The 23,337-nt window shown below is 48.3% G+C and carries 19 protein-coding genes; 12 read left to right on the top strand and 7 right to left on the bottom strand.

The genetic code is table 11. The features are described 5' to 3' along the window. The first annotated feature begins 155 nt into the window (after positions 1 to 155). From V6C27_01690 to V6C27_01665, 6 genes are all read left to right on the top strand, one after another. Positions 156 to 1,097 carry a transketolase family protein gene (locus V6C27_01690; GenBank protein MEG6615139.1) on the top strand — a complete coding sequence of 314 codons (942 nt, stop codon included), beginning with the start codon at positions 156 to 158 and terminating at the stop codon, positions 1,095 to 1,097. Between the two features lie 221 nt (positions 1,098 to 1,318). After that, positions 1,319 to 2,005, top strand: coding sequence for a cell division ATP-binding protein FtsE (ftsE, locus tag V6C27_01685; protein MEG6615138.1), 687 nt, complete (start codon positions 1,319 to 1,321; stop codon positions 2,003 to 2,005). Next, positions 1,995 to 2,879, top strand: a complete 885-nt coding sequence (ftsX, locus tag V6C27_01680) for a permease-like cell division protein FtsX (GenBank protein ID MEG6615137.1) — start codon at positions 1,995 to 1,997, stop codon at positions 2,877 to 2,879. The genes ftsE and ftsX overlap by 11 nt, the downstream gene beginning before the upstream one ends. An 18-nt stretch (positions 2,880 to 2,897) precedes the next feature. Next, positions 2,898 to 4,037 (top strand): peptidoglycan DD-metalloendopeptidase family protein, encoded by a 1,140-nt coding sequence (locus V6C27_01675; protein MEG6615136.1) that lies wholly within the window; start codon positions 2,898 to 2,900, stop codon positions 4,035 to 4,037. A 454-nt stretch (positions 4,038 to 4,491) separates the two neighbouring features. Next, complete coding sequence (locus V6C27_01670; GenBank protein ID MEG6615135.1) at positions 4,492 to 5,559, top strand: S41 family peptidase; 1,068 nt, start codon at positions 4,492 to 4,494, stop codon at positions 5,557 to 5,559. Positions 5,560 to 5,632: 73 nt separating this feature from the next. Further along, entirely contained in the window at positions 5,633 to 6,868 is a 1,236-nt protein-coding gene (locus V6C27_01665) for a PDZ domain-containing protein (protein MEG6615134.1), read from the top strand. A gap of 241 nt (positions 6,869 to 7,109) precedes the next feature. Here the strand turns inward: V6C27_01665 and V6C27_01660 are convergent, their stop codons facing one another. Next, positions 7,110 to 7,382 carry a DUF3243 domain-containing protein gene (locus tag V6C27_01660; protein MEG6615133.1) on the bottom strand — a complete coding sequence of 91 codons (273 nt, stop codon included), beginning with the start codon at positions 7,380 to 7,382 and terminating at the stop codon, positions 7,110 to 7,112. Between the two features lie 14 nt (positions 7,383 to 7,396). Then, positions 7,397 to 7,534 (bottom strand): hypothetical protein, encoded by a 138-nt coding sequence (locus V6C27_01655; GenBank protein MEG6615132.1) that lies wholly within the window; start codon positions 7,532 to 7,534, stop codon positions 7,397 to 7,399. A 115-nt stretch (positions 7,535 to 7,649) separates the two neighbouring features. Here V6C27_01655 and V6C27_01650 point away from each other — a divergent pair, with 115 nt between their 5' ends. The 4 genes from V6C27_01650 to uvrA all read left to right on the top strand — a co-directional run bounded on the left by V6C27_01650 (position 7,650) and on the right by uvrA (position 15,175). Then, the gene (locus V6C27_01650) at positions 7,650 to 8,216 is read left to right on the top strand and encodes a uracil-DNA glycosylase (protein ID MEG6615131.1); all 567 of its coding nucleotides are present in this window, start codon (positions 7,650 to 7,652) and stop codon (positions 8,214 to 8,216) included. A gap of 105 nt (positions 8,217 to 8,321) precedes the next feature. Next, a complete protein-coding gene (locus tag V6C27_01645; GenBank protein ID MEG6615130.1) occupies positions 8,322 to 9,803 on the top strand; it encodes a substrate-binding domain-containing protein in 1,482 nt (493 codons plus the stop codon). 376 nt (positions 9,804 to 10,179) lie between these two features. After that, positions 10,180 to 12,201 carry an excinuclease ABC subunit UvrB gene (uvrB, locus tag V6C27_01640; protein ID MEG6615129.1) on the top strand — a complete coding sequence of 674 codons (2,022 nt, stop codon included), beginning with the start codon at positions 10,180 to 10,182 and terminating at the stop codon, positions 12,199 to 12,201. Between the two features lie 100 nt (positions 12,202 to 12,301). Beyond that, a complete protein-coding gene (gene uvrA, locus V6C27_01635; GenBank protein MEG6615128.1) occupies positions 12,302 to 15,175 on the top strand; it encodes an excinuclease ABC subunit UvrA in 2,874 nt (957 codons plus the stop codon). A gap of 168 nt (positions 15,176 to 15,343) precedes the next feature. Here uvrA and V6C27_01630 read toward each other — a convergent pair whose 3' ends face one another. Genes V6C27_01630 through V6C27_01610 form a run of 5 tightly spaced genes read right to left on the bottom strand, consistent with a single transcriptional unit; the run spans position 15,344 to position 20,108 of the window. Next, complete coding sequence (locus tag V6C27_01630) at positions 15,344 to 16,546, bottom strand: ABC transporter permease (protein MEG6615127.1); 1,203 nt, start codon at positions 16,544 to 16,546, stop codon at positions 15,344 to 15,346. Between the two features lie 12 nt (positions 16,547 to 16,558). Next, positions 16,559 to 17,701 carry an ABC transporter permease gene (locus V6C27_01625; protein ID MEG6615126.1) on the bottom strand — a complete coding sequence of 381 codons (1,143 nt, stop codon included), beginning with the start codon at positions 17,699 to 17,701 and terminating at the stop codon, positions 16,559 to 16,561. Then, positions 17,694 to 18,392: an ABC transporter ATP-binding protein gene (locus tag V6C27_01620; protein ID MEG6615125.1), complete on the bottom strand. Its 699-nt coding sequence runs from the start codon at positions 18,390 to 18,392 to the stop codon at positions 17,694 to 17,696. The genes V6C27_01625 and V6C27_01620 overlap by 8 nt, the downstream gene beginning before the upstream one ends. 3 nt (positions 18,393 to 18,395) lie before the next feature. After that, a complete protein-coding gene (locus V6C27_01615) occupies positions 18,396 to 19,469 on the bottom strand; it encodes an HlyD family efflux transporter periplasmic adaptor subunit (GenBank protein MEG6615124.1) in 1,074 nt (357 codons plus the stop codon). Positions 19,470 to 19,472: 3 nt separating this feature from the next. Beyond that, positions 19,473 to 20,108: a TetR/AcrR family transcriptional regulator gene (locus V6C27_01610; protein ID MEG6615123.1), complete on the bottom strand. Its 636-nt coding sequence runs from the start codon at positions 20,106 to 20,108 to the stop codon at positions 19,473 to 19,475. A 521-nt stretch (positions 20,109 to 20,629) separates the two neighbouring features. On the opposite strand from V6C27_01610, the gene uvrC reads away from it, so the two are divergent. After that, entirely contained in the window at positions 20,630 to 22,498 is a 1,869-nt protein-coding gene (gene uvrC, locus V6C27_01605) for an excinuclease ABC subunit UvrC (protein ID MEG6615122.1), read from the top strand. 31 nt (positions 22,499 to 22,529) lie between these two features. Then, the gene (locus V6C27_01600; GenBank protein ID MEG6615121.1) at positions 22,530 to 23,333 is read left to right on the top strand and encodes a Cof-type HAD-IIB family hydrolase; all 804 of its coding nucleotides are present in this window, start codon (positions 22,530 to 22,532) and stop codon (positions 23,331 to 23,333) included. The last annotated feature ends 4 nt before the right edge of the window (positions 23,334 to 23,337 follow it).

The raw sequence follows: 23,337 nt of genomic DNA, 5'->3' as shown, positions 1-23,337 counted from the left end.
ATGCACAGATGTTACGTCAGCGGGATCGATAAATCGAACCCCTACAAAAAGCGTGTGCACGCAATGATGGACGACGGATCGACCTATCAATTAATGTAATAAAACTAAACGGTTAAAAAGCTATTTGCTAGCTCAAAACAAGGGGGTTTTTTGGGGTGACTAAAAAGATTGCTACCCGGGAGGCGTACGGTGAAACGTTGCTGGCGCTGGGTAAAGAAAATCCTAATGTGGTTGTATTGGATGCCGATTTGTCTAAATCCACTAAAACCTATGATTTCGGCAAACATTATCCCGATAGATTTTTTAATGTTGGCATCGCAGAGGCCAACTTAATTGGCACCGGTGCCGGTTTGGCAGCTGCAGGTAAAATTCCTTTTTGCAGCACCTTTGCGGTTTTTGCCACCGGCCGGGCCTACGACCAAATTCGTAACAGCGTGGCCTATCCACATTTAAACGTAAAAATTGCCGCCACCCACGCCGGCGTTACGGTGGGTGAAGACGGCGGTTCCCACCAGTCCGTCGAAGACATTGCCATCATGCGGGCGCTGCCTGGCTTTACAATTTTTGTGCCGGCCGATGCGGTGGAAACCGACGCTGCCATTCGGGCGGCGGCAGAAATTGAAGGCCCGGTTTACATTCGTTTAGGCAGATCCGGGGTACCGGTTATTCACGACGAAAACTTGAAATTTATCCCTGGCGAAGCGGTGCAACTGCGGGACGGCAGCGACGCCACCATTATCGCCACCGGCATTATGGTATCGGCAGCTCTAGAGGCGGCAGAGCAACTGGCCGGCCAAGGGGTTAACGTCCGGGTGCTGGATGCCCACACCATTAAGCCGCTGGATATCACCGCGGTGGTCAATGCCGCCCAAGAAACCGGTGCCATTGTCACCGCCGAAGAACACAGCATTATTGGCGGCCTAGGCAGTGCAGTGGCCGAAACCATTGCCGAACATTGCCCGGTGCCCATCAAACGGGTAGGGGTAAGGGATGTATTTGGCGAGTCGGGCAAACCGGCGGAATTACTGGAGCACTTCGGCCTAACCGCCACCGACATAGTCAACGCAGTACAGCAAGTAATTAAACGCAAAAAGTAACATTTTAGCTGACCGATAACATTAAGACAGGGGGACAGGTCCCTTGTCTCCTTAGCTGAGGAGACAAGGGACCCGTCCCCCTGTCTTCCCCCTGTCTTCTTCCTTTTTTATTTGCTGGCAAAAAGTGAACCTTTTTCTACCATTTATGCCTTTTTTAAAGGAAATTGCTTCTAGGTGTCGAAAGAATAATTTTGGATGTATTGGACAAGGTGGTGCACTAGGTGATTCATTTCCATAATGTATCTAAAATATATGATAATGGAGTTAAAGCATTATCCGACGTTACTTTGCGGATTCGCAAGGGCGAATTTGTATTCTTAGTGGGTGCCAGTGGGGCCGGTAAATCGACACTGTTGAAAATGATTTATCGCGAGGAATTGCCCACCAGGGGTCAGTTGATGTTTAACGGTAAAAATGTGGTGCGCATGCGTACTCGAGAAATTCCCTATTTGCGTAGAAAAATTGGCATGGTTTTTCAAGACTTTCGGTTACTGCCCCAAAAGACGGCAGCGGAAAATGTTAGTTTTGCTTTAGAAGTAATTGGTGCTTCCCGCAGTTACATTAAGCGGGCGGTGCCGGCGGCTCTGCAGAAGGTGGGCATGGCAGATAAGGCCAACCAATATCCATCCCAACTTTCTGGTGGTGAGCAACAGCGGGTGGGCATTGCCCGGGCCATCATCAATAATCCGGTGTTGATAATCGCCGATGAACCCACCGGCAACTTAGACCCGGAAACCTCCAAAGAGATTATGGGGTTATTTAGTGCCATTAACCGCAGTGGTACCACCATCATTATGTCTACCCACGCTTGGGATATTGTGGACAACATGAAGCAACGGGTGGTGGCCATGAACGGTGGCCAAGTGGTTCGTGACCAAGAGGGCGGGGTGTACAACATTGAAATTTAGCACACCCTTTTATAGCCTGCGGGATGCGCTGATATCACTGGTGAGAAATGGTTGGCTGACGGTGGCTTCGATAGCCATTGTGGCGGTTTCTTTAATTATTTTGGGTGGATCGGTGCTGTTGGTGATCAATTCTGATTACCTAACCAATAAGTTAGAATCCAATGTGGAGATCAGCGTATTTATCGCCGAGGAGACCACCAGTAAAGAAGTATCACAACTGGGTAAAGACATTAGGGCCACCGCCGGGGTGGAGGAAGTAAAGTTCATTTCTAAGGAACAAGCCCTCAAAGATATGAAGGAAAGCTTTGGTGATCAGGGCGATATTCTAGACAACTTAGAAAAAAACCCATTAAACGATACATATCGCATTAAAGCGAAGGATGCCAATCAAGTGCCGGCCTTGGCCGAAAAGTTTGAGCAGATGCCCAACGTAGAGCTGGTGCGCTATGGCAAGGGATTGGTGGAGAAACTGCTGGTGATCACCGACTGGGTGCGAACAGCCAGCTTGGCGGTGATGATCATTCTGGCAGTGGCGGCGGTGTTTTTAATTGCCACCACCATCCGGATGTCGGTATTTGCCCGGCGGCGGGAAATTAGCATTATGAAATATCTGGGTGCCACCAACTGGTTTGTGCGCGCTCCCTTTTTGATAGAAGGTTTGATTTTGGGATTGCTGGGTGCGCTGATGGCGGTGCTGGTGGTGAACTTGGGTTATACCACCTTAATTAAGCAACTGGAGGTTTCAGTGCCATTTATCAGTTTGGTTTCCAGTGGCGAGGTGTTGACCATGCTGCTGGGTGTTTTGCTGGGATTAGGGGTAGCAATAGGTGTCTTTGGAAGTTTAGTTTCCATTCACCGTTTTTTAAAAGTATAGGACGGGGAGGAAGCAGCATTGGGTTCTAATCTTTATAAAAAGTTATTGGCCTACGGATTAACTGCTTGTTTATTAACAACCACAGTAACTTCGATTGCTGAATCGACATCATTAGAAGACCAGTTGAAACAGGTACAGCAAAGACAGCAACAAACCAAGGAAAAATTAAATGAACAAAAGAGTGTAGTTAAAGATTATGCCAGCCAAGTGGTGGCCATTAACAGCTCCATTGCCCGTAAGGAGCAGGAGATTAACAGTCTGGACCAGCGCATCAGTCAGACCGATAAAATTTTAAAGCAAACCGAAGCGGAACTGGCGGTGGCAGAGGAGGAACTGGCCGCAAGCACCGAGTTGCTGATGAAACGCCTGAAGGGTATTCACCAAACCGGCGAAGTCAGTTACCTGGAAGTGCTGTTGGAGGCAGAGGATTTCTCGGATTTAATTATCCGCATGGAATTACTGAAGAAAATTGCTGAACAGGATAAAGAAATTATGGAGGCGGTGGAAAAGGAAAAGAACCGCATCGCCGTTAAAAAGAGTGATCTGGAACTTAAAATGAGGGACTTGGCCGAGATGCGTCGGCAGCAGGAGCAGGCTAGAATAGAATTGGCATCCCGCCAGGCGGAACGGAAGGAACTTTTACAGGCAGCCCAACAGGATGAAAAGAAATTTGCCCAACAGGTGTATGAGCTGGAACAGCAAGAACAGGCAATTCTAAGACAGATTGCCCAACAAAATGCCGGCAGCGGTGGTGCGGCTTACACCGGTGGTGTCTTTGCCTGGCCGGTGCCGGGACATAATAGCATTTCATCTCCCTTTGGCATGCGCTTTCACCCAGTGCTAAAGGTGGACCGCATGCACAACGGTATTGATATACCGGCCCCCACCGGGGCCAATGTGGTGGCGGCCGCAAATGGCACGGTAATTTCTGTAACCACCATGAGTGGTTATGGTAAAGTGGTGATGGTGGATCATGGCGGCGGGCTGACAACGCTATACGCCCACCTGTCCCAGCAGTTGGTAAGCAACGGTCAACAGGTGGCCAAAGGCCAAGTGATTGCCAAAGTGGGCAGCACCGGGATGTCAACCGGCCCCCACCTGGACTTCTCGGTACGGCAAAACGGCAACGCAGTTAACCCGATGAACTATCTTCAGTAACTGATTTTACGAAAAAACATTCATTATTACCTGCAATGTAGGGGTTCGATTTATCGATCCCGTAAAACGTAACGTTTGCCCAGAGTGAAGAATTATGATCTAAGAACTAACGTTACTTTTGGTGGGCTCAATGAATTGAGCCCCTACATCGGTGGCTCAATTTTTTTGAGAAAACACATTCATCACTGCATGCAAATGTTTTTTGATAAAAAGCTTACATAGTTTTAAAAGGGTGTGTGTTATGCACGCACCTTTTTTTATGCATCGGGCTGGTCATGCAAAATTTAAAATTCCCAATTCATAATTGCCTTTATTGTAATTATTGCCAGGGTGATGTAGTATAATAAACGTAGATTAATAGGGTAGGTGACTTGAATAAGTGAGGAATTTTGGGTCTAGGCCCAGAGGTATATCTAAAGTATTGATAACCCTTGGGGTAATAGCTTTTTTGTTTGTGGCAGTAACAGGTTATACGCTATTTAGTAACTATAACGGTTTGGGTAATTTTGTGAAGGTAATTTCTTTAATTCGTACACAGTACCTCTATGATGTGACCACCGAAGAAATGGTTGAAGGTGCCATTAAGGGTGTTGTGGAATCTCTGGATGATCCTTACTCAAATTATCTCGATCAAGAAACCTTTAAAAAGTTAACCGAACAGATTCACGGCTCCTTTGGGGGACTGGGAATTCTGGTGGGTGTTGAGGGCGATTATTTAACGGTGGTTCTTCCCTATGAAGATACCCCCGCTGACAAAGAGGGTATCAAGGCTGGGGATAAGATTGTTAAAATTAATTCAGAAGATGTGGTGGGGCTAGACCTTGACGCCGCCATCAATATGTTGCGGGGCCCCGTTGGCAGTGAAGTTAATATCACCGTACTGCGGCAAGATGAAGAGATTGAGAAAACTCTAGTGCGGGAAGAAATCAGAGTGCCCACTGTGCAAGGGGAAATTGTGCCAGACACAGAAATTGGCTATGTGCAGATTTCTCAGTTTACCGAAATTACCGCCGATGAGTTGGATGAGGTGTTAACCAAGCTTAAGGAAAAAGACATTAAAGGCTTGGTGCTGGACTTGCGCAATAATCCCGGCGGTGAGCTGGTTTCGGCCACTCGGGTGGCGGATGAATTTATTTCCCAAGGCCCGATAGTGCATATTGATTATAAACAGGGCGAGGATAAGACCTATAATGCGAAAAAGCCAGCACTGAATTTGCCGCTGGTGGTGTTGATTAACGGGCATTCGGCCAGTGCCGCGGAAATATTGGCCGGGGCCATCAAGGATCACCAGGTGGGTACCTTGGTGGGAACCACCAGCTTCGGTAAAGGGGTGGTACAAATCGTATTTCCTTTGGATAACGGTGCCGGTTTAAAATTGACCACAGCCCGTTATTTAACACCGAACAAACACGATATCAACAAGAAGGGTATTGAACCCGATGTGGTGGTGGAACTGCCGGAGGATGCCGAGCAGGATGTGCAACTGGAAAAGGCGCTGGAAGTGCTAAAAGAGAAGATGTAGGTTCATTGGATAAGGCCACGGTTAACGCTGTGGTCTTATTTTACAATTCTAACCTCAAATAGGGGCTGGTTAAATGTTTTGGCTGGTTGATATTTTTCCGGCAATAGTGCTACAAATGTTTTCCCATCTGTTCAATCCTTTGTTTTGGCTGGTGTTGTTGCTAATTGCCTTTCAATATCGACGCATGTTGAAAATTAGGCAAAGTTTTTTTGGCGTTAAAAATGGCAATTGGTTGCCGGATTTGGTACAAGCCACCGGTTATGGACTGGTGGGTGGGTTCATTGGCAGTTTGTTGATGGTTTTTGTGGGCTTAACGCTGTCCGGTTCGGGATTGAACTATATTTGGCCGGTGGCGCTGTTGTTATTGTTGATTGATGCCCGGTTTTTATGCTTTGCCTATGCCGGCGGTATTGTGGCCTTTTCCAGCTTGGTGTTTGGGTGGCCCCAGGTCAGTGTCCCCCAAGTGTTGGCGCTGGTGGCGATACTGCACATGGTGGAAAGTGTGCTGATTTATTTTAGCGGTCATTTGGGTGCGGTGCCGGCCTATATAAAAATTGGCCCCGATCAAGTGGTGGGGGGCTATGTGCTCCAACGTTTCTGGCCGATACCGGTGGTGGCGTTATTAATTGTCGGACAAACAACAGCGGTGCACGCCGGTGTGGCTATGCCCGATTGGTGGCCATTAATTAAACCGGAACTGGAGGTTGCTGATCCCGATACGCTACTATATGCACTGTTTCCAGTGATGGCCGGTTTAGGCTACGGGGATTTGGTTACCGCCAGAAGGCCCCAGGAAAAAGCTCATATTTCTGCTAAATATCTGTTTATATATAGCGTGGTGTTATTGTTATTGGCAGTGTTGGCAGGTAAGTATTTTGCCGTTGCTGTTATAGCGGCGCTGTTTTCACCCTTGGGCCATGAGGCGTTAATTCACGTTGGCCAACGGATGGAATTGCAGGATAAACCAATTTATGTGCCGCCCAGCCATGGGGTCAAGGTGTTGGATGTGATTCCCAAAACCGCTGCCTGGCGCATAGGCTTGCGCTCGGGGGATGTGATTATCGGCATTAACGACATGCCTTTATTTAACAAAGCTGCGCTGGACTATTTGCTCCGTTATACCGCCGGTTTTGTAGAAGTTTCCTACATTAGTGGCCAACAGCAAAGTTATCGCCGGGAGTTGGTAAAGTTAACGGACAGTGAATTCTTTGGCGTCATCCCGGTGCCCGATCCCCACGAGAAATGCCACATGGATATAACCACCGAAGGGCCAGTCATTCGATGGTTAAAGAAGAGATTTAAGTGGTAAATTGCTGTGTGGTTCTATACGATGTGTTGCAAACAACAAACGCATTTTAGAAGTAGTTTGCTTTTTTAGGAATCAATTTTTTTGCTTTTTGTAGGGGCTCAATTTATTGGGCCCACTAAAGTAACGTTTGTTATTTGAATAATAGTTTTCACCAGGTACAAATGTTACGTTTTGTGGGATCGATGAATCGAACCCCTACATTATTATACGATATTATTATGTTTAAAAAATTGCCTCTTTGCTACCTGTTTTTCTTGGCCAACTTGGTCATTAAATGGGCTATCACCTGTTGTTCTTCTTTGTTGGCCACTTCCCATAGTTCTTTAACTGCCTTTTGCTCGGGGTTGGCTGGGGGAACACTTTCTGCCAGCACTGCCCCGGCTTGATAGGCAAAGTGGTCAATCCGGTCTTGGGAAATACCCAGTTCTTCGGCAAACTCTACCGCTTTACCTAGGTATGACTTCCAATTGTCCCAATTGGTGTTGGCTTCCTTTAAATCAAAATTAAAACCCATTTATAAAGCCCCCTTTAGCGCATTCCAGCTAAAATATAATATCCGAGATAACCCACAACAATGATACTAATTACGTGTAGTACCCACCAGCCGGGCTGAAAGGTAGCCCAAGTGCCTAAATTAACCTCCCGACGCTCTTTTACATCTGCCATAGCGGACACCTCCATTTGCTTTGTAAATTTATACTATATTGTTGTAAAAATTGCCGATAATTATGCAAAATGATAAAATATATGGCGATATAACAAAGGTGAGTGAGGGAGTATTATGAGTTTAGAACAAATAGAGCAGGAAATAGTTGGTTGCCAGCGCTGTGGTTTGTCCGCAGGCAGAACCAATATTGTATTTGGCACCGGAAATCCCCATGCCAAAATAATGTTGATTGGTGAAGGACCGGGCAAGGACGAGGATTTGGAGGGCATACCCTTTGTGGGCGCCGCTGGTCAACTTTTAAATAAGATTTTAGCCGCGGCGGAAATAAAACGGGAAGATGTTTATATTGCCAATGTGGTTAAGTGTCGGCCACCGGGCAACCGGGTACCCAACCGGAAGGAGGCCGCCGCCTGTTTGCCTTGGCTGTGGCAGCAAATTGAGATCCTTAGGCCTCGGATTATTGTGCTATTGGGCGGCACCGCGTTACAAAACTTAATTAGCCCCGATGCGCGGATTACCAAAATGCGCGGTCAATGGTTGGAGAGCAAAAGTGGCATTAAAATTATGCCCACATTCCACCCGGCGGCCCTGCTGAGGGATCCACGGCGAAAAAAACCGGTTTGGGAAGATTTTCAAATGATTCGGGACGAATATAAAAAATTGCTCCCAGGGGATCAATAAAAGAAAATTTTTCAAAAGTAAAAAAGTAAAAAATAAACCATAATACCATTAACAAGGATGGCGAAAGGGCTGAAGTTAATGGGTCGGTTTTTAATAATGATATTGATGGCGGCGTTAATGACCACTGCCTGTGGCGGTGCTAATAAAAAACCAACTCCCCAACAACAGCAGGGACCTAAGATTGGGGTTAGTGTCGCTGATATACAGCGCAATGGCAACCAAACGATAAAACAGATCATTAACGAATCGGGTAAGCAGGATAAGGCTAAAATTACCTGGATGGATGCCAAGGGTGATCCCACCCAACAGCAAAAGGACATTCAAAAGTTGATTGAGGAAAAGGTTAAGGTTGTGATATTGCAAGTTACCGATGCCTCCATTGGTCCGGAGTTGGTTCGCCTGTTAACGCAGAATAACATTAAAGTGATTGCTTTGGAGACTTTGCCGGAGAACACGCCGGTGGATGGCTACATTACTTCGGATCACAGTCGCACCGGCAGTTTACAGGTTCGTTATTTGGAAACGCTGTTACAACAGGCCCAACAACAGCTTAAACAGGGAGAAGTGTTGCTAACCCCCCAGCCGTCCCAGCAACAGCAAGGGCAGCAACAGGGTCAACAGCAGGGACAACAATCACCACAGGGTGAGCAACAGGGCCAGCAGGGCGGTCAACAAGGGCAGCAACAACAGCAGCTGATCATTCCAGACGAGCAGCAGATAGCCATGGGCATTCAGGATGGTGGACCCATTAAAGTGGTGGTGTTGGAAGGGGACAGCAATGATCAAATGGCCCAGGGCATTACCGCAGCGGTAAACACTGCGCTGCAAAGTATAGAAAACATTGATGTGGTGTTATCGCAACCACACCCCCGTTGGGATGCCAATATAGCCAAAATGACGATGCAGCAGGTGTTGGCTCAAAATAGTGATATCGATGCCGTCTTGGCCAATGACAGCAATTTAGCCATGGCGGCGGTGGAAGTGTTAAAGCAAATGGGTATGGAACGGCGGGTGGTTACCGTTGGTGCCGGGGCAGATCCCAAAGCAGTAAAGGCATTGACCAGTGGCGAACACGATGCCGAGGTGGATAATCGGCCGGACATGTTGGCGGGACTGGCTTACCAGGCGGCCAAGGATTTAGCCGAGGGCAAACCCTTTGACTATGACACCAGAATAAATAACGGTGATTATACAGTGCCGACCAAAATTGTGCCCCCAAGGCTGATTCAACAGGAAAATGCCTACCTGCTGGAAGATAGAATGAAGGAACAGCAAGGCCAGCAACAGCAACAAGGTCAGCAACAACAAGGTCAGCAACAACAAGGTCAACAGCAACAAGGTCAGCAGCAACAAGGTCAGCAAGGACAACAGGGGCAACAACAGTCTGGCCAGCAGCAGGGTCAGGGACAACAAAAGACCACCCTAAAGATCACCACCAAAGAAGGTGAAACGGTGGAAGTACAAATAGATGGTGAAGTACAAACCATCGAAAGCCAAGCCGGTGGCCAACAACAACAGGAACAGCAAGGGCAACAAGGGCAACAAGGTGGCGGTCAGCAACAGGGCGGCGGGCAAGGTGGGCAATAAGCAATTATGAATTTTGAATTATAATTGGTGGTGCCTGATTCCAGCCGTTGGAATAAAGTTGCCATACCAAATTTGGTGGGCTCAATGAATTGAGCCCTTACATCTCGAAATATGTACTATCTACCATGGATTACGTTAATAACTACATGTATAATATATTTTAGGGCTCATTTAATGAGCCCTAAAATTTTTGCTTAGATAGGTCTTGAAAACTTGACTGCAATGGTATAATTTTAATATCAAGAAACTATCTAAAAGTGAGCGGTGCAGCAGATGTTGGGGTTTAACCGTAACTGATAGCAAGAGGCACCGCAGTCTCAACTGGCAAAGGTTATTTAGCTGTGTTATTAAAATTAAAATCACGGAGTGATTGCTCGTGGATTTTCAACTTAAATCCGAATACACCCCCCAAGGTGATCAACCCAAGGCCATTGGGCAACTAATCGATGGGCTGGACCGGGGATTAAAACATCAAACCTTACTGGGAGTTACCGGTTCTGGTAAGACTTATACCATGGCCAACGTAATTGCTGATCAAAATCGGCCGACGTTGGTGTTGGCGCCCAATAAAACTTTGGCGGCTCAGCTGTGCAGTGAGTTTAAGGAATTTTTTCCCAACAATGCGGTGGAGTACTTTGTCAGCTACTTTGATTATTATCAACCGGAAGCCTACATTCCCCAAACCGACACCTATATCGAAAAGGACAGCAGCCTGAACGATGAAATTGATAAATTGCGTCACTCGGCCACCTGTGCGCTGTTTGAGCGGCGGGACGTCATTGTGGTGGCCAGTGTTTCTTGCATTTACGGTTTAGGTAACCCAGAGGAATACTCCAACCTGGTGTTGTCATTGCGCACCGGCAATGTGTATGACCGGGATGAAATCTTGCGTAGACTGGTGGATATTCAATATAGCCGTAATGACGTTAACTTTACCCGGGGAACCTTTCGGGTGCGGGGAGACATCATTGAGATTTACCCCGCCTCGGCCACCGAAAAGGGTTTGCGGGTAGAACTGTTTGGCGATGAAGTTGATCGGATGGTGGAATTTGATGTGCTTACCGGCGAGGTGCTGGGAGAAAGGAATCATATCTCGGTATTCCCAGCCAGCCACTACGCCACTTCAGATGCCAAAATGGAGCGGGCCATTGTCACCATTGAGGAAGAATTGGAACAAAGATTAAAGGAACTGAGAGATCAGAACAAACTGCTGGAGGCCCAACGCTTAGAGCAACGGACCAGATATGACATAGAAATGATGCAGGAGGTGGGCTATTGCAGCGGCATTGAGAACTATAGCCGCCATTTGACCGGTCGGGCCCCGGGCGAGCCACCCTATACTTTGTTGGACTTTTTCCCCGATGACTTTTTGTTAATTGCCGATGAATCCCACGTGGCCATTCCCCAAGTGGGTGGTATGTATGCCGGAGACCGGTCCCGCAAATTGACTTTGGTGGAACATGGCTTTCGCCTGCCTTCGGCCTTAGATAACCGCCCATTGATGTTTGAGGAGTTTGAACAAAAGGTGGGTCAGCGCATCTACGTATCGGCCACACCGGGGCCTTATGAAATGCAGCACAGTCAGCAGATTGTGGAACAAATTATTCGTCCCACCGGTTTGGTGGACCCCGAAATATTTGTGCGCCCCACCAAGGGACAGATTGATGATTTAGAAAGCGAAATCCGCCAGCGGGTGGAACGCAAAGAGCGGGTGTTGGTAACCACCTTAACTAAAAAAATGGCCGAGGATTTAACCGATTACTTTAAAGAACATGGCATCAAAGTGCGCTATATGCATGCCGACATTGGTACCATTGAGCGGATGGAGATTTTGCGGGACTTGCGCTTGGGCGAGTTTGACGTGTTGGTGGGCATTAACCTGTTGCGGGAGGGCTTAGACCTGCCGGAAGTGACTTTGGTGGCCATTTTGGATGCCGATAAAGAGGGCTATTTGCGCAGTGAGCGGTCGCTGATTCAAACCATCGGCCGGGCTGCCCGCAACGCCGAAGGCAAAGTGATTATGTATGCCGACAAAATGACCAAGTCGATGGAAAAGGCCATTGGTGAAACTGAACGGCGGCGGGAAATTCAAATGGCCTTTAACAAGGAGCACAACATCACGCCGCAAACGGTGCAAAAAGCGGTGCGGGATATTATAGAGGCCACTAAAGTTGCCGAGACCCCGGCTAAATATACCGTCGGCAAGCAGGTAGATAAGTTGACCAAAAAGGACCTGAAAAAACTGATTGCCGATCTGGAAAAGGAAATGAAACAGGCTGCCCGGGAACTGGAATTCGAAAAGGCCGCCCAACTGCGGGACAGCTTAATCGAATTGCGGCTGAGATTGCGGGGCGTCAAAAACCCCCAGCCGGCCTTTTCAGAAGTGATGGAGGAGTAGGAGTGGAATTCTGAATTAGGAATTTTGAATTGGTTGGCGGGGCGGCGTGGAAACCGCTCCCTGCGAATTAGGCGATAATTCTACAAACTGGAGGACAGACATGCTGGATAAAATTGTGGTTAAGGGCGCGCGTGTCCATAACCTGAAAAATATTGACATCGAGATACCCAGGGACAAAATGGTGGTAATTACCGGTTTGTCCGGTTCGGGCAAAAGTTCGTTGGCCTTTGACACTATTTATGCCGAGGGGCAGCGTCGCTATGTGGAGTCACTGTCGGCCTATGCCCGGATGTTTCTGGGTCAAATGGATAAGCCCGATGTGGACTACATTGAAGGCTTATCGCCGGCCATTTCCATTGACCAGAAAACCACCAGTAAAAACCCCCGCAGTACGGTGGGTACAGTGACAGAAATTTACGATTACCTGCGTTTGTTGTATGCCCGGGTGGGGCAACCCCACTGTCCCAAATGTGGCAAGCCCATTACCCAACAGACGGTACAGCAGATGGTGGACCAGTTAATGGAACTGCCGGAACGCACTAAAATCCAACTGCTGGCACCGGTGGTGCGGGGGAAAAAGGGTGAACATGTTAAAATCCTTGAGGGTATAAAAAAACGTGGTTATGTACGGATACGGGTGGATGGCGAAGTGCAGGAAGCCACTGCCGAAATTAAACTGGAAAAAAACAAAAAGCATACCATTGAAATAGTGATTGACCGCTTGGCCATTCGGGAGGGGGTTGAAAAACGTCTGGCAGATTCGTTGGAAACTGCCCTTAAGGAAGGCCAGGGAGTGGTGACGGTGGATGTTGTGGACGGCTCGCCCTTGGTATTTAGTGAAAACTTTGCCTGTGCCGATTGTGGCATTGGCATTAGCGAAATTACCCCCAGACTGTTTTCCTTTAACAGTCCCTTTGGTGCTTGTCCCACTTGCACCGGTTTGGGCTTTAATGAAGAAATCGACCCGGATCTGGTAATTCCGGATAAAAGTATATCCCTTGCCGAAGGAGCCATTAAGGGTTGGTATAAAAGCTTCAACAGCCAAAGTATTTTGCAAGCTGTGGCGGAGCACTATGGCTTTAGTTTGGATGTGCCGGTGGAGCAAATGAACCCCCAAGACCTGGAGCGAGTGCTTTATGGCTCTGGTAAAGAGAAGATTAACTTTGTCTTTGGCGATGGCTATAAATACAGTGCGGTTTTTGAAGGGGTAATTAACAACCTGAATCGATTGTATAAAGAAACCACGTCTAACTATCGACGGGATGATTTGGAAAAATACATCACTGTTAAGCCTTGCCCTGTTTGTAAAGGGGCTAGATTAAAGCCCGAGGCTCTGTCGGTACTGATTGCCGGCAAAAACATTACCGAAATTACTGCCATGTCGGTGGTTAAACTACAACAGTTTTTTCAAGAAGTAAAGTTTACCGAGCGAGAGCAGATGATTGCCCGGCAAATCCTGAAAGAAATTAAAGAGCGCTTAGGCTTTTTGGTTAATGTGGGTTTGGATTACTTGACCTTGGATCGGGCGGCCGGCACCCTTTCCGGCGGTGAGGCCCAACGGATTCGCTTGGCCACCCAAATTGGTTCTGGTTTGACCGGAGTGTTGTATGTGCTGGATGAACCCAGCATTGGCTTACACCAGCGGGACAACACGCGGTTGATTAAGACGCTGGAACGACTGCGGGATATGGGCAATACTCTGATCGTGGTGGAACACGATGAAGACACCATTTTGGCTGCAGACCACGTGATTGATATTGGCCCAGCGGCGGGGGAAAAGGGTGGTAAAGTGATTGCCGCCGGCACGCCCCAACAAATAATTGCCGATGAGCAATCCATTACCGGCCAATATTTAAGTGGTCGCAAGGTGATTCCGGTTCCTCAGCAGCGGCGGCAGGGCAACGGCCAAGAACTGAAAATTATTGGCGCCCGGGAAAACAATTTAAAGGATCTGGATATCTCCATTCCGCTGGGTGTATTTACCTGTGTTACCGGCGTCAGCGGTTCCGGTAAAAGTACGTTGGTCAATGAGGTGCTTTACAAGCACTTGGCCCAAAAATTACACCGGGCCAAAGATCGCCCGGGTCAATTTAAGGAAATTCAAGGTTTAGAGCACTTAGATAAGGTGATAGATATTAACCAATCACCAATTGGTAGGACACCGCGCTCCAACCCAGCCACCTATACCGGCGTGTTTAGCTATATTAGGGAGCTGTTTGCCCAATTGCCCGAGGCTAAGATGCGGGGCTATAAGCCGGGACGGTTTAGTTTTAACGTCAAGGGCGGCCGCTGTGAAGCCTGCCAGGGCGATGGCATTATCAAAATTGAGATGCACTTTTTGCCGGATGTTTACGTGCCCTGTGAGGTTTGTAAAGGGGCCCGTTATAATCGGGAGACTATGGAGGTCAAATACAAAGGCAAATCCATTGCCGACGTTTTAAATATGTGTGTGGATGAAGCGGTGGAGTTCTTTAAAAACATCCCCAAGATTCACCGCAAGATCAAGACGTTGCAGGATGTGGGCTTGGGCTACATTCGTTTAGGGCAACCGGCCACCGAACTGTCCGGCGGGGAAGCCCAGCGGGTGAAACTGGCCACCGAGTTATCCCGCCGCTCCACCGACAAAACCATGTACATTTTGGACGAGCCCACCACCGGACTCCACGCTGCCGACATCGATCGGCTGTTGCAGGTGCTACACCGGTTGGTGGACAACGGCAGCACCATGGTGGTGATTGAGCACAACCTAGATGTAATTAAAACCGCCGACCACATCATCGACCTGGGTCCCGAGGGCGGCGATAAGGGCGGACAAGTGGTGGCCACCGGCAGTCCCGAAACGGTGGTGCAGGTACAACAATCCTACACCGGTCAGTACCTAAAACCAGTATTGGAACGGGACAAAGAGCGAAGCGCCAAGTTCGAGGCGCAGGACGCGGAGGATATGGCAGCAGAAATGATGGCCGCCCAGTAAAACCAAAATAGTGTTTCCATCACAAATGTTAAACGAACGCGTAGGGGCTGGGTTCATCAAGCCCGCCAAGTAACCTTTGCCTGTGAAACAGAGAGTTTCTCCATGGGCAAAGGTTACTTTTATGGGATCGATAAATCGAACCCCTACATTTGTCTGTAATGATGAAAGTTACCTACCCAACCGCCTGGGGTAACTGGTGCCGCAATTGACCGTCAACCCCGGTTGCTGAGGTGGTTTTCTTCGTTTGCTGAAATTTAGGGCCAGCACCAGCGCTACCACCGCCATGGCCGTTAATACCAATAGACTGGTGCTGACATACTGCATGCCCAGCTCCTTTAGCGTGATGGCTCGAAAACCGTTGGCCATCCAGGTGAAGGGCAGTAGGTTGGCCAGATAATTAATTACCTTTGGTATTTGAGTTTGGGGCCAAGTGAGACCGGAGATCATAAACATCGGCACCGAAAGCAACATGATGTATCTGGTTACCTGCAGCGAGTTGGGTGCCAGCACTGAAATGAAGAACCCCAGCGAGGTAATGATTATGTTAAAAATTAGGCCGAGTAGCACCACTAAACCCAGCGACCCGCCAATTTTGACGCCAATAAAATGGGTGGCAAACCAAATCAGCAATCCGTAGTTAAAAAAGTTGGCGATAAAGTAGGGCAGTGACTTGCCGATGAAAATTTTCCCCTTAGGCACCGAGGCACTGAGGTATTGCAGCCAACTGTTATGCTCCTTTTCCCGGGTGATGGACAGGCTGGTGGTCAACAGGCCCAACTGGTGAATAATCATCAGCAATAAGCCGGGAAACATGTAAGTGGCATAGCTGTAGGTGGGGTTATACCAAACCTCCACATTGCTGGCCACGGTGTTTAACGTGTTTTGGATTTCCTGTTCGGTGTAACCTAATCCGGCCAAGTAACTGGCGGTGTGATTGGCGTTAACCTCATTAACCACCTGCATCAAATACTTCCGGGTATTAAATCCCCAAATTAAGTTGGAAACATCATAGACCGTCAACACCTTACCGTTGCGGTGCTGGGCGGTCACTGCACTTAAATCCTCCGGAATCACTACTCCCGCCTTGACGGTGCCATCATTCATTGCCCTTTCCAACTGATCGTAGGTTTCTATTTGTTGTTGTACCGCAAAGTGAGGACTGTTTTCAAAGGCGCTGACAATTTCCCGGCTGAAGGAGGACCGATCTAAATCCACAATGCCCAGCGGAACAGCACTGATAATGCCGGTCATGTAGACTGCTCCCAGCACCACTGCATATAACAGGGGAACTAAGAATACCATCAACAATAATATCCGATCCCGTACGATATGATACATTTCATAGCAAGCGATGTTTAGTATTTGTCGCAATTTAGTCCCCCCCTAACTGCGTCGCCAAACGAAGATTGTTGCCACGCTGTAACAGATCACAGCTATCAACAGCAGCACTGCGAAGTGCTGCGCCACCGACGGCCAACTGGGGTCCTTAAAGGCCAGCAGGTTAAAGCCTTGGAAAAACCAGGTTTGGGGCAGCAGTTTGGCCAACCATTGAATCCAATGGGGCATTGCCTCCAACGGCCAGGTATAACCCGATAGCACAAAGGAGGGCAGGGCAATGATCATACCAAATCTGGTGGCATCCACGGCATTTCTGGCAAAGCTGGACACCAACGTGCCGATGCTATGTATACTGATGGCAAACACCAGCGTAAAGAGTAACAATGTGCCTAAGTGCTGATCCAGCGGCATTTTTAACACGGTGAAACACAATAAATAGACTGGCATAACCAACAACATGAAGGTGATGATGTGCACGATGGATTTACTGATAAATAGCTTGGCTTTAGAAAAACCAATGGACTTAAATTGATACCAACTGCGGTTGCCGGTTTCGCCAATGACGTTGGTGGTGGCCAGCAATGTGCAACATTGTTGCCAAATATTGAGCGTTAATGCCAGCACTAAAAAATAAGCATAGTTCTGGGTGGGGTTAAACCAAGGTTCTTCCACTTGGCTGACCCCCAGATAAGCCTCCTCTGCTTGGGAATGGGCTATGCCGCTGGTTAGTAACCTTTTCACTCCCGCTTGGGCACTGACCGTCCGGGTGACGGTGAGGATGGCGGTGTTGGCATTGGTGGCATAGACAATGTTGCTGCCATCAATGGCAGTGTAAATGGTGGTCTGCCGCCCTAGCGAAACATCCCGGCCGAAGTTTTCTGGAATCACCACCGCCACCATGGCTCGGCCTTGGGCAATTAGTTGCTGGGCCTGTTGATAACTGTCGGGGTAGGTGGTGATGTTTAGGTACTCGGCGGCGGTCAGTTTATCAATTAGGTCCCGGCTGGCGGCGGAGTGATCCAAGTCCACCACCGCGGTGGGAATATCTTTAATTACTTGGGCGTTGTAGGTGCCAACGAACAGCAGTAATCCCAGCAGTGTGCCCAGCAATAATATATAGCGCAGCCCTTTGTCCCGCCACATATAGAAAATTTCTCGGTACATAATGGTCAGACATTGTTTAAGCATCGTCTTCACCGCGGTGGCCAGAGTTTAGTTGCCGCTGCCATTTTTGTTGGGCGGCGTCCCCGGCGTAAAGGGTAATTTGGCCCCCCTCTAACCAGGCAACCCGATCCATCAGTTTAAAATATTCCGGGTTGCTGAACCCCCAGATACAGGTATGGCCTTGGGCTAAGAAGTTGCTTATGGCTTGAGTCATTAGGCGGCGGGAATAGATGTCTATATCGTCAATCAACTGATCGACAATTAAAATTTGTGGGTGGTTGAGCAGAGCACAGGCCAAAGCCAGTCGCTGATAAACCCCCGCCTCCAACCCTTTAATGGGCTGGCCCAAGAACGGTTCCAGCTCCAATTGTTCGACTAACGGATTGATATTACATTTATTGGCATTTTTCAGGGTGGCGATAAAGTCCAAGTTTTCGGCCACCCTTAAATCCGGGAATAAACTGGGTTGTTGGGTCACCAGGCCCAGGTGATTTTTATACCTTTCGCTGCGATTAATATCCATCCCCAGCACCGTCACTTGGCCGGATTTAAACTTATCTATGCCCGCTAAGATATGTAGTAAAGAGGTTTTGCCGGTGCCCCGGGTGCCAAAGACGCCGAAACATTCTGCATAGACCTCAAAGGACAGTTGGTTGAGAATGATTTTTTTCCCCACCCTTTGCACCAAGTTATCGACAGAGATTACTGGCTCCATGGCTTATTCGGCCTCCTGCAATATATTTACCGTGGCAGTCATGCCCACCTTTAATAATAAATCGGGATTGGGCACATCTATTTTCACTTCATAGCTGCGGACATCGTGCTGTTGTTGTTCATTGACCGCCTTTTTCACCGCGAATTCCCCGGCGTTATTGATCCACACCACTTGGCCTTTAAAAACTTGATTGGGAAAGGCGTCCACTTTAACTTCCGCTTGCTGGTTTAGGTGAACCCGGCCAATCTTATCTTCGCTGATATAAACTTTGACATAGGGGTGGGTAAGGTCGCTAACTTCAAAAACCGGGGTGCCGGCATTGAGCATTTCGCCCACTTCCAAATATTTCTGAGTGATATAACCGGCTATCGGTGCCTTTAGGGTGGCATCGTTTAAGTAGGCCTGGGCCTCATGCAGCGCCCCCTGGGCCTGCTGGCTTTGTCCCAGTGCCGCTTGATACTCAGACTGGGCGGTGGCTACTTTAGTGCGGGAGGCAATGGCCTGATCAAGGGCAGCCTTGGCTTCGGCCAACTGACTTTGGGCCAACTGATAACCATTCACTGCTTGGTCATAATCACTTTGGGAAATGGCATCGCTGTTATGTAGCACCGTCATGCGATCGTAAAGCTGCTGGGCGTTTTTTAAACCCACTTCTGCCTGCTCCACCTTAGCCTGCAGTTGGGCAATGGTGGTTTCCACCTGCTGTTCAGTTAAGGTAATGGCCTCTCGGGCCTGTTGAGCTTGGGCCGCTGCCGCTTGGGCTGCCCCGGCGGCCTGGGTTAGTTTAGCCTGCAGTTGGCTGTTTTCCAGTGTGGCCAGTTTTTGGCCTGCCTCTACCTTGGCCCCTTCATCCACCAGCAGCGTCTCCAATTTGCCCGGCACTTTAAAGGAGGCTATGGCGCTGCGGGCTTCAATGGTGCCAGTGATGGACAAGTCCGCTTGTTCTTGGGCTTGGGTGCTGTTGTTTTGGTAGCGGTAACCGGTAAATATTAGGGCGGTGATGGCGATAATGACCAACAGGATAATCAGCGTCCGCTTTTTGTTCTTCTCAATGGCGGTGAAAGAATTGGTATCCATAGTTTATCCCTCCATAGCTTTGTGATTGAGGATGCCGTTAAAGGTAAAATCCAGGATGTGTTGCAGCCGTTCTTCCAGCGCCTTAGGGGCAGTTACATCCTGTTCTTGTTCCCACATGAAATCAAAGACGTCTTGCCGGGAAAAATACATCATGTTGATGGCGTTGATGCTGATAATTAAGTGCCGGATATCCAAATTCTCGCGGATGGACCCCTCTTGAACCCCCTCTTCCAACAGTTGCATTAGTTCCGGCATAATTGCTTTGGAGATATCGGTCAATATTTGGCGGGAGTAGCGCCCGCCGTGTAAAGCTTCCCAATGGATTAATCGAACAAATTTTTCGTTTTCCGCCAGAAAGTAAAAGTAATTTTTAATAAACTGGGTTACTTTGTTTAGGGCATTTCCTCTGATGTTGGCCCGGTGCAGGGTTTCTAATATTTTGTTGTAATTGTTGCGCATCACTTCGATATAAAGCTCTTCTTTACCCCCAAAGTAATGATAGATCATGCGCTTATTGATTTGGGCGGCGGCAGCAATTTCATCTACCCGGGCTCCGTCCAACCCCTTGTCGGCAAAAATCTCCTCCGCCGCAGTGATAATGCGATTTCTAGATTCCTCTGCATTGCGCTCCTTAGCCATTTGTGGCCTCCTTAAATTTATCTTTGGCTAGTTGAGATACCGGTGTCTTTTGCTGTGGTTTGATATTTACTTTGCTGTTGGGTATGGGTTACGGCAAAACCTGCCACCTGCTGCACCGCTCACTAAGGATAGATTTCGCCGGCCTCCTTCGCTAAGTTCGGTTCGCTGCTCAACTATATATCGTTCGCTACCTGCAGCAGGTGTCAGGTTTTTAATTAATCCTTTGTTTATGAAGCAATTGCAAAAGCCACCTGCATTTGTTTTCTCATCCTAATTGGTAGGGGGCGGCGGTTTCCACGCCGCCCCGCCAAAGCAACGTAGGTTTGTTCTGCGGGCTGGCGTGGAAATCAGCCCCTACTTAACTAATTCAATTCAAAATTTATAATTCAAAATTGCCAAAGGCTTCGCCTTTGGCTAGGTAACTAACCAGTTACTTACTTGTTTACAAAATTTTAAATCTTTTGCGTGGGTGTTGTCAATGAGTATAATGTTTATAATGATGGAAAGAGGTGTCATTTTTTATGAAACTGGATGAAAAACTTAAACATCTTCCCTCAAAACCAGGTGTATATATCTATCGCAATGGCGATGGTGACGTGATATATGTTGGTAAAGCGGTGTCGTTGAAGAATCGGGTGCGTTCCTACTTTCAACAGGGGGCCCAGCATTCTGCTAAAACCAAAGCGCTGGTGGAGCACATTGCCGATTTGGAATACATTGTGACCGACTCGGAAGTGGAAGCGCTAATCCTGGAATGTAACCTAATTAAAGAATATCGACCCCGCTATAATGTGTTGTTAAAGGATGATAAAACTTATCCCTACATCAAGGTGACGCTGGCCGAGGATTACCCCCGGGTGCTGACCACCCGACGGCTGGTGAAGGATGGTTCTCGGTATTTTGGGCCTTATACCCAGGTGGGGGCGATGAACGAAACGCTAAAACTGTTAAAGAAATTGTTTCCTTCCCGGTCCTGCAGTCAAAAGCAGTTTGCCTCCCGCACCCGGCCCTGCTTAAACTATCATATCAAGCGGTGTTTGGCGCCCTGCACTAAAAATGTGGATAAAGAACAGTACCGCAGCACCATTAATGAGATTGTGATGTTTTTGGAAGGGCGGCAGGATGACTTAGTTAAACGCCTGGAAAAACGCATGCATCAGGCGGCTGAGGAGTTGGATTTTGAAAGGGCCGCCCAGTTGCGGGATCAATTGCAGGCCATTAACAAAGTGATGGAAAGACAAAAAATTGTTTCCGAGGGTTTGGAAGATCAGGATGTGGTGGCCATGGCCCGGGGGCAGGGTGAGGTGTGTACCATGGTGTTTTTTATCCGGGGCGGAAAATTGATTGGCCGGGAACACCACATGCTGAAAAACACCGATGACCTTAGTCGGGCGGAGGTGATGGCGGGATTTTTAAAGCAGTATTATAGCCAAGTGGACTTTATCCCCAAACAGGTGCTGTTGTCCGAAGATATTGCTGACGAGGCAGAGGTGATGGGGGAATGGTTGAGCCAAAAGCGGGGCTCTAAGGTGACGGTCAGAACGCCAAAACGGGGTGAAAAACTAAAACTGGTGGAAATGGCCGCTAAAAATGCGCTGTTGGTGCTACAACAAATTGAGTTGGAGGGCTTAGCCCAGGATCGTTTGGACGGGGCGATGGCTGATTTGGCCCGGGCGTTATCTTTGCCCAAGCCCCCGTACCGCATGGAATGTTATGATATTTCCAACACCCAAGGGACGGAGCAGGTGGCCTCGATGGTGGTTTTTGAGGAGGGTAAGCCCAATAATAAAGAGTACCGGCGCTTTAAAATCAAGACGGTGGAGGGCCCCAATGACTTTGCCTCGATGCAGGAGGTGTTGACCCGCCGGTTTACCCGGGGGTTGGAAGAACAAAAATTAATTAGAACCGGACAAATTTCCACCAAGGAAGCCAAATTTCATCGGTTCCCAGACTTAGTCATTATAGATGGTGGTAAAGGGCAGTTGTCTGCTGCCCGGGAGGTGATGCGTTCGCTGGGGGTGGACGATATTCCCACCTTTGGTTTGGCGGAGAAGGAGGAGTTGCTTTTTTCGGAAGGTAGTAGTGAGCCCATTGTGCTACCCCGCAATTCCCAAGCTTTATACCTGGTACAGCGGTTGCGGGATGAAGCGCACCGCTTTGCCATCACCTATCACCGGTCGCTGAGGACGAAACGGAATCTTAAATCGTTGCTAGACGAGATAGAGGGCGTTGGCACGGTGCGCAAGCGGGCGCTGCTGCAGGAGTTTAAAACGTTGGCCAATATTCAAAATGCCGACTTGCATCAATTGCAGAGTGTGTCGGGCATGAACCGCAAGGCAGCGGAGGCGGTCTATAACTTCTTTAGGCAGGAAAAAACCGTTAAACAATAGAATGATGGTAAGTAAATAACGGGAGGATAAAATGGACAAATATAAATTAATTGCAATAGATATGGATGACACCTTGTTGAACAACCGGTTAGAAATAACCGAACGCTCTCTGCAGGCAGTGCGTCGGGTTAGAGAAAAGGGCATACATGTTACGCTGTCAACCGGCAGAATGTTTTGTTCTGCGTACCCCTATGCCATGCAGTTGGGCATTGATTTACCGTTGATTACTTACCAAGGGGCGTTGGTTAAAAATGCCCTTTCGGGTGAAGTGTTGGCCCACAAGACAATTCCGTTGGAGTTGGCCCGGCAGGTGGTGGCCGATGTACAAAAATGCGGATACCATATCAATGTCTATACCGATGACAAGCTTTATGTGGAAAAGGTGACGCCCGTAGGGCTGGATTACGCCCGCATTTGTGGGGTGGATCTCAATCCGGTGGGGGATTTAGTGGCGTTTTTACAACAACCCCCCACTAAAATTGTGGTGATCAGTACCGAATCTCAGATAGATGATCTAAAGGGCATTATGGAACCCATTTATCGTGATCGCTTACACGTCTGTAAATCCAAACCAACCTTTTTGGAGTTTTCTCACCCCAAAGCCACCAAGGGCTATGCCTTGGCTAAGCTGGCAGAGCTTTTTAATGTGCAACAGCATGAGGTAATGGCCATTGGAGATAGCGACAACGATGTGGAAATGCTGGAATATGCCGGCATGGCAGTGGTGATGGCCAATGCCCGGGATCACATTAAAACCCTTGCCGACTACATCACTGACTCCAATGAGGAGGACGGAGTGGCCAAGGTGCTGGAGAAATTGGTGCTAGCTGATTAATTAC

The organism is Peptococcaceae bacterium 1198_IL3148 (assembly GCA_036763105.1).
Taxonomy (GTDB): Bacteria; Bacillota; Desulfotomaculia; order Desulfotomaculales; family Desulfohalotomaculaceae; genus JBAIYS01.
This window is presented reverse-complemented; position numbering and strand designations above follow the sequence as displayed.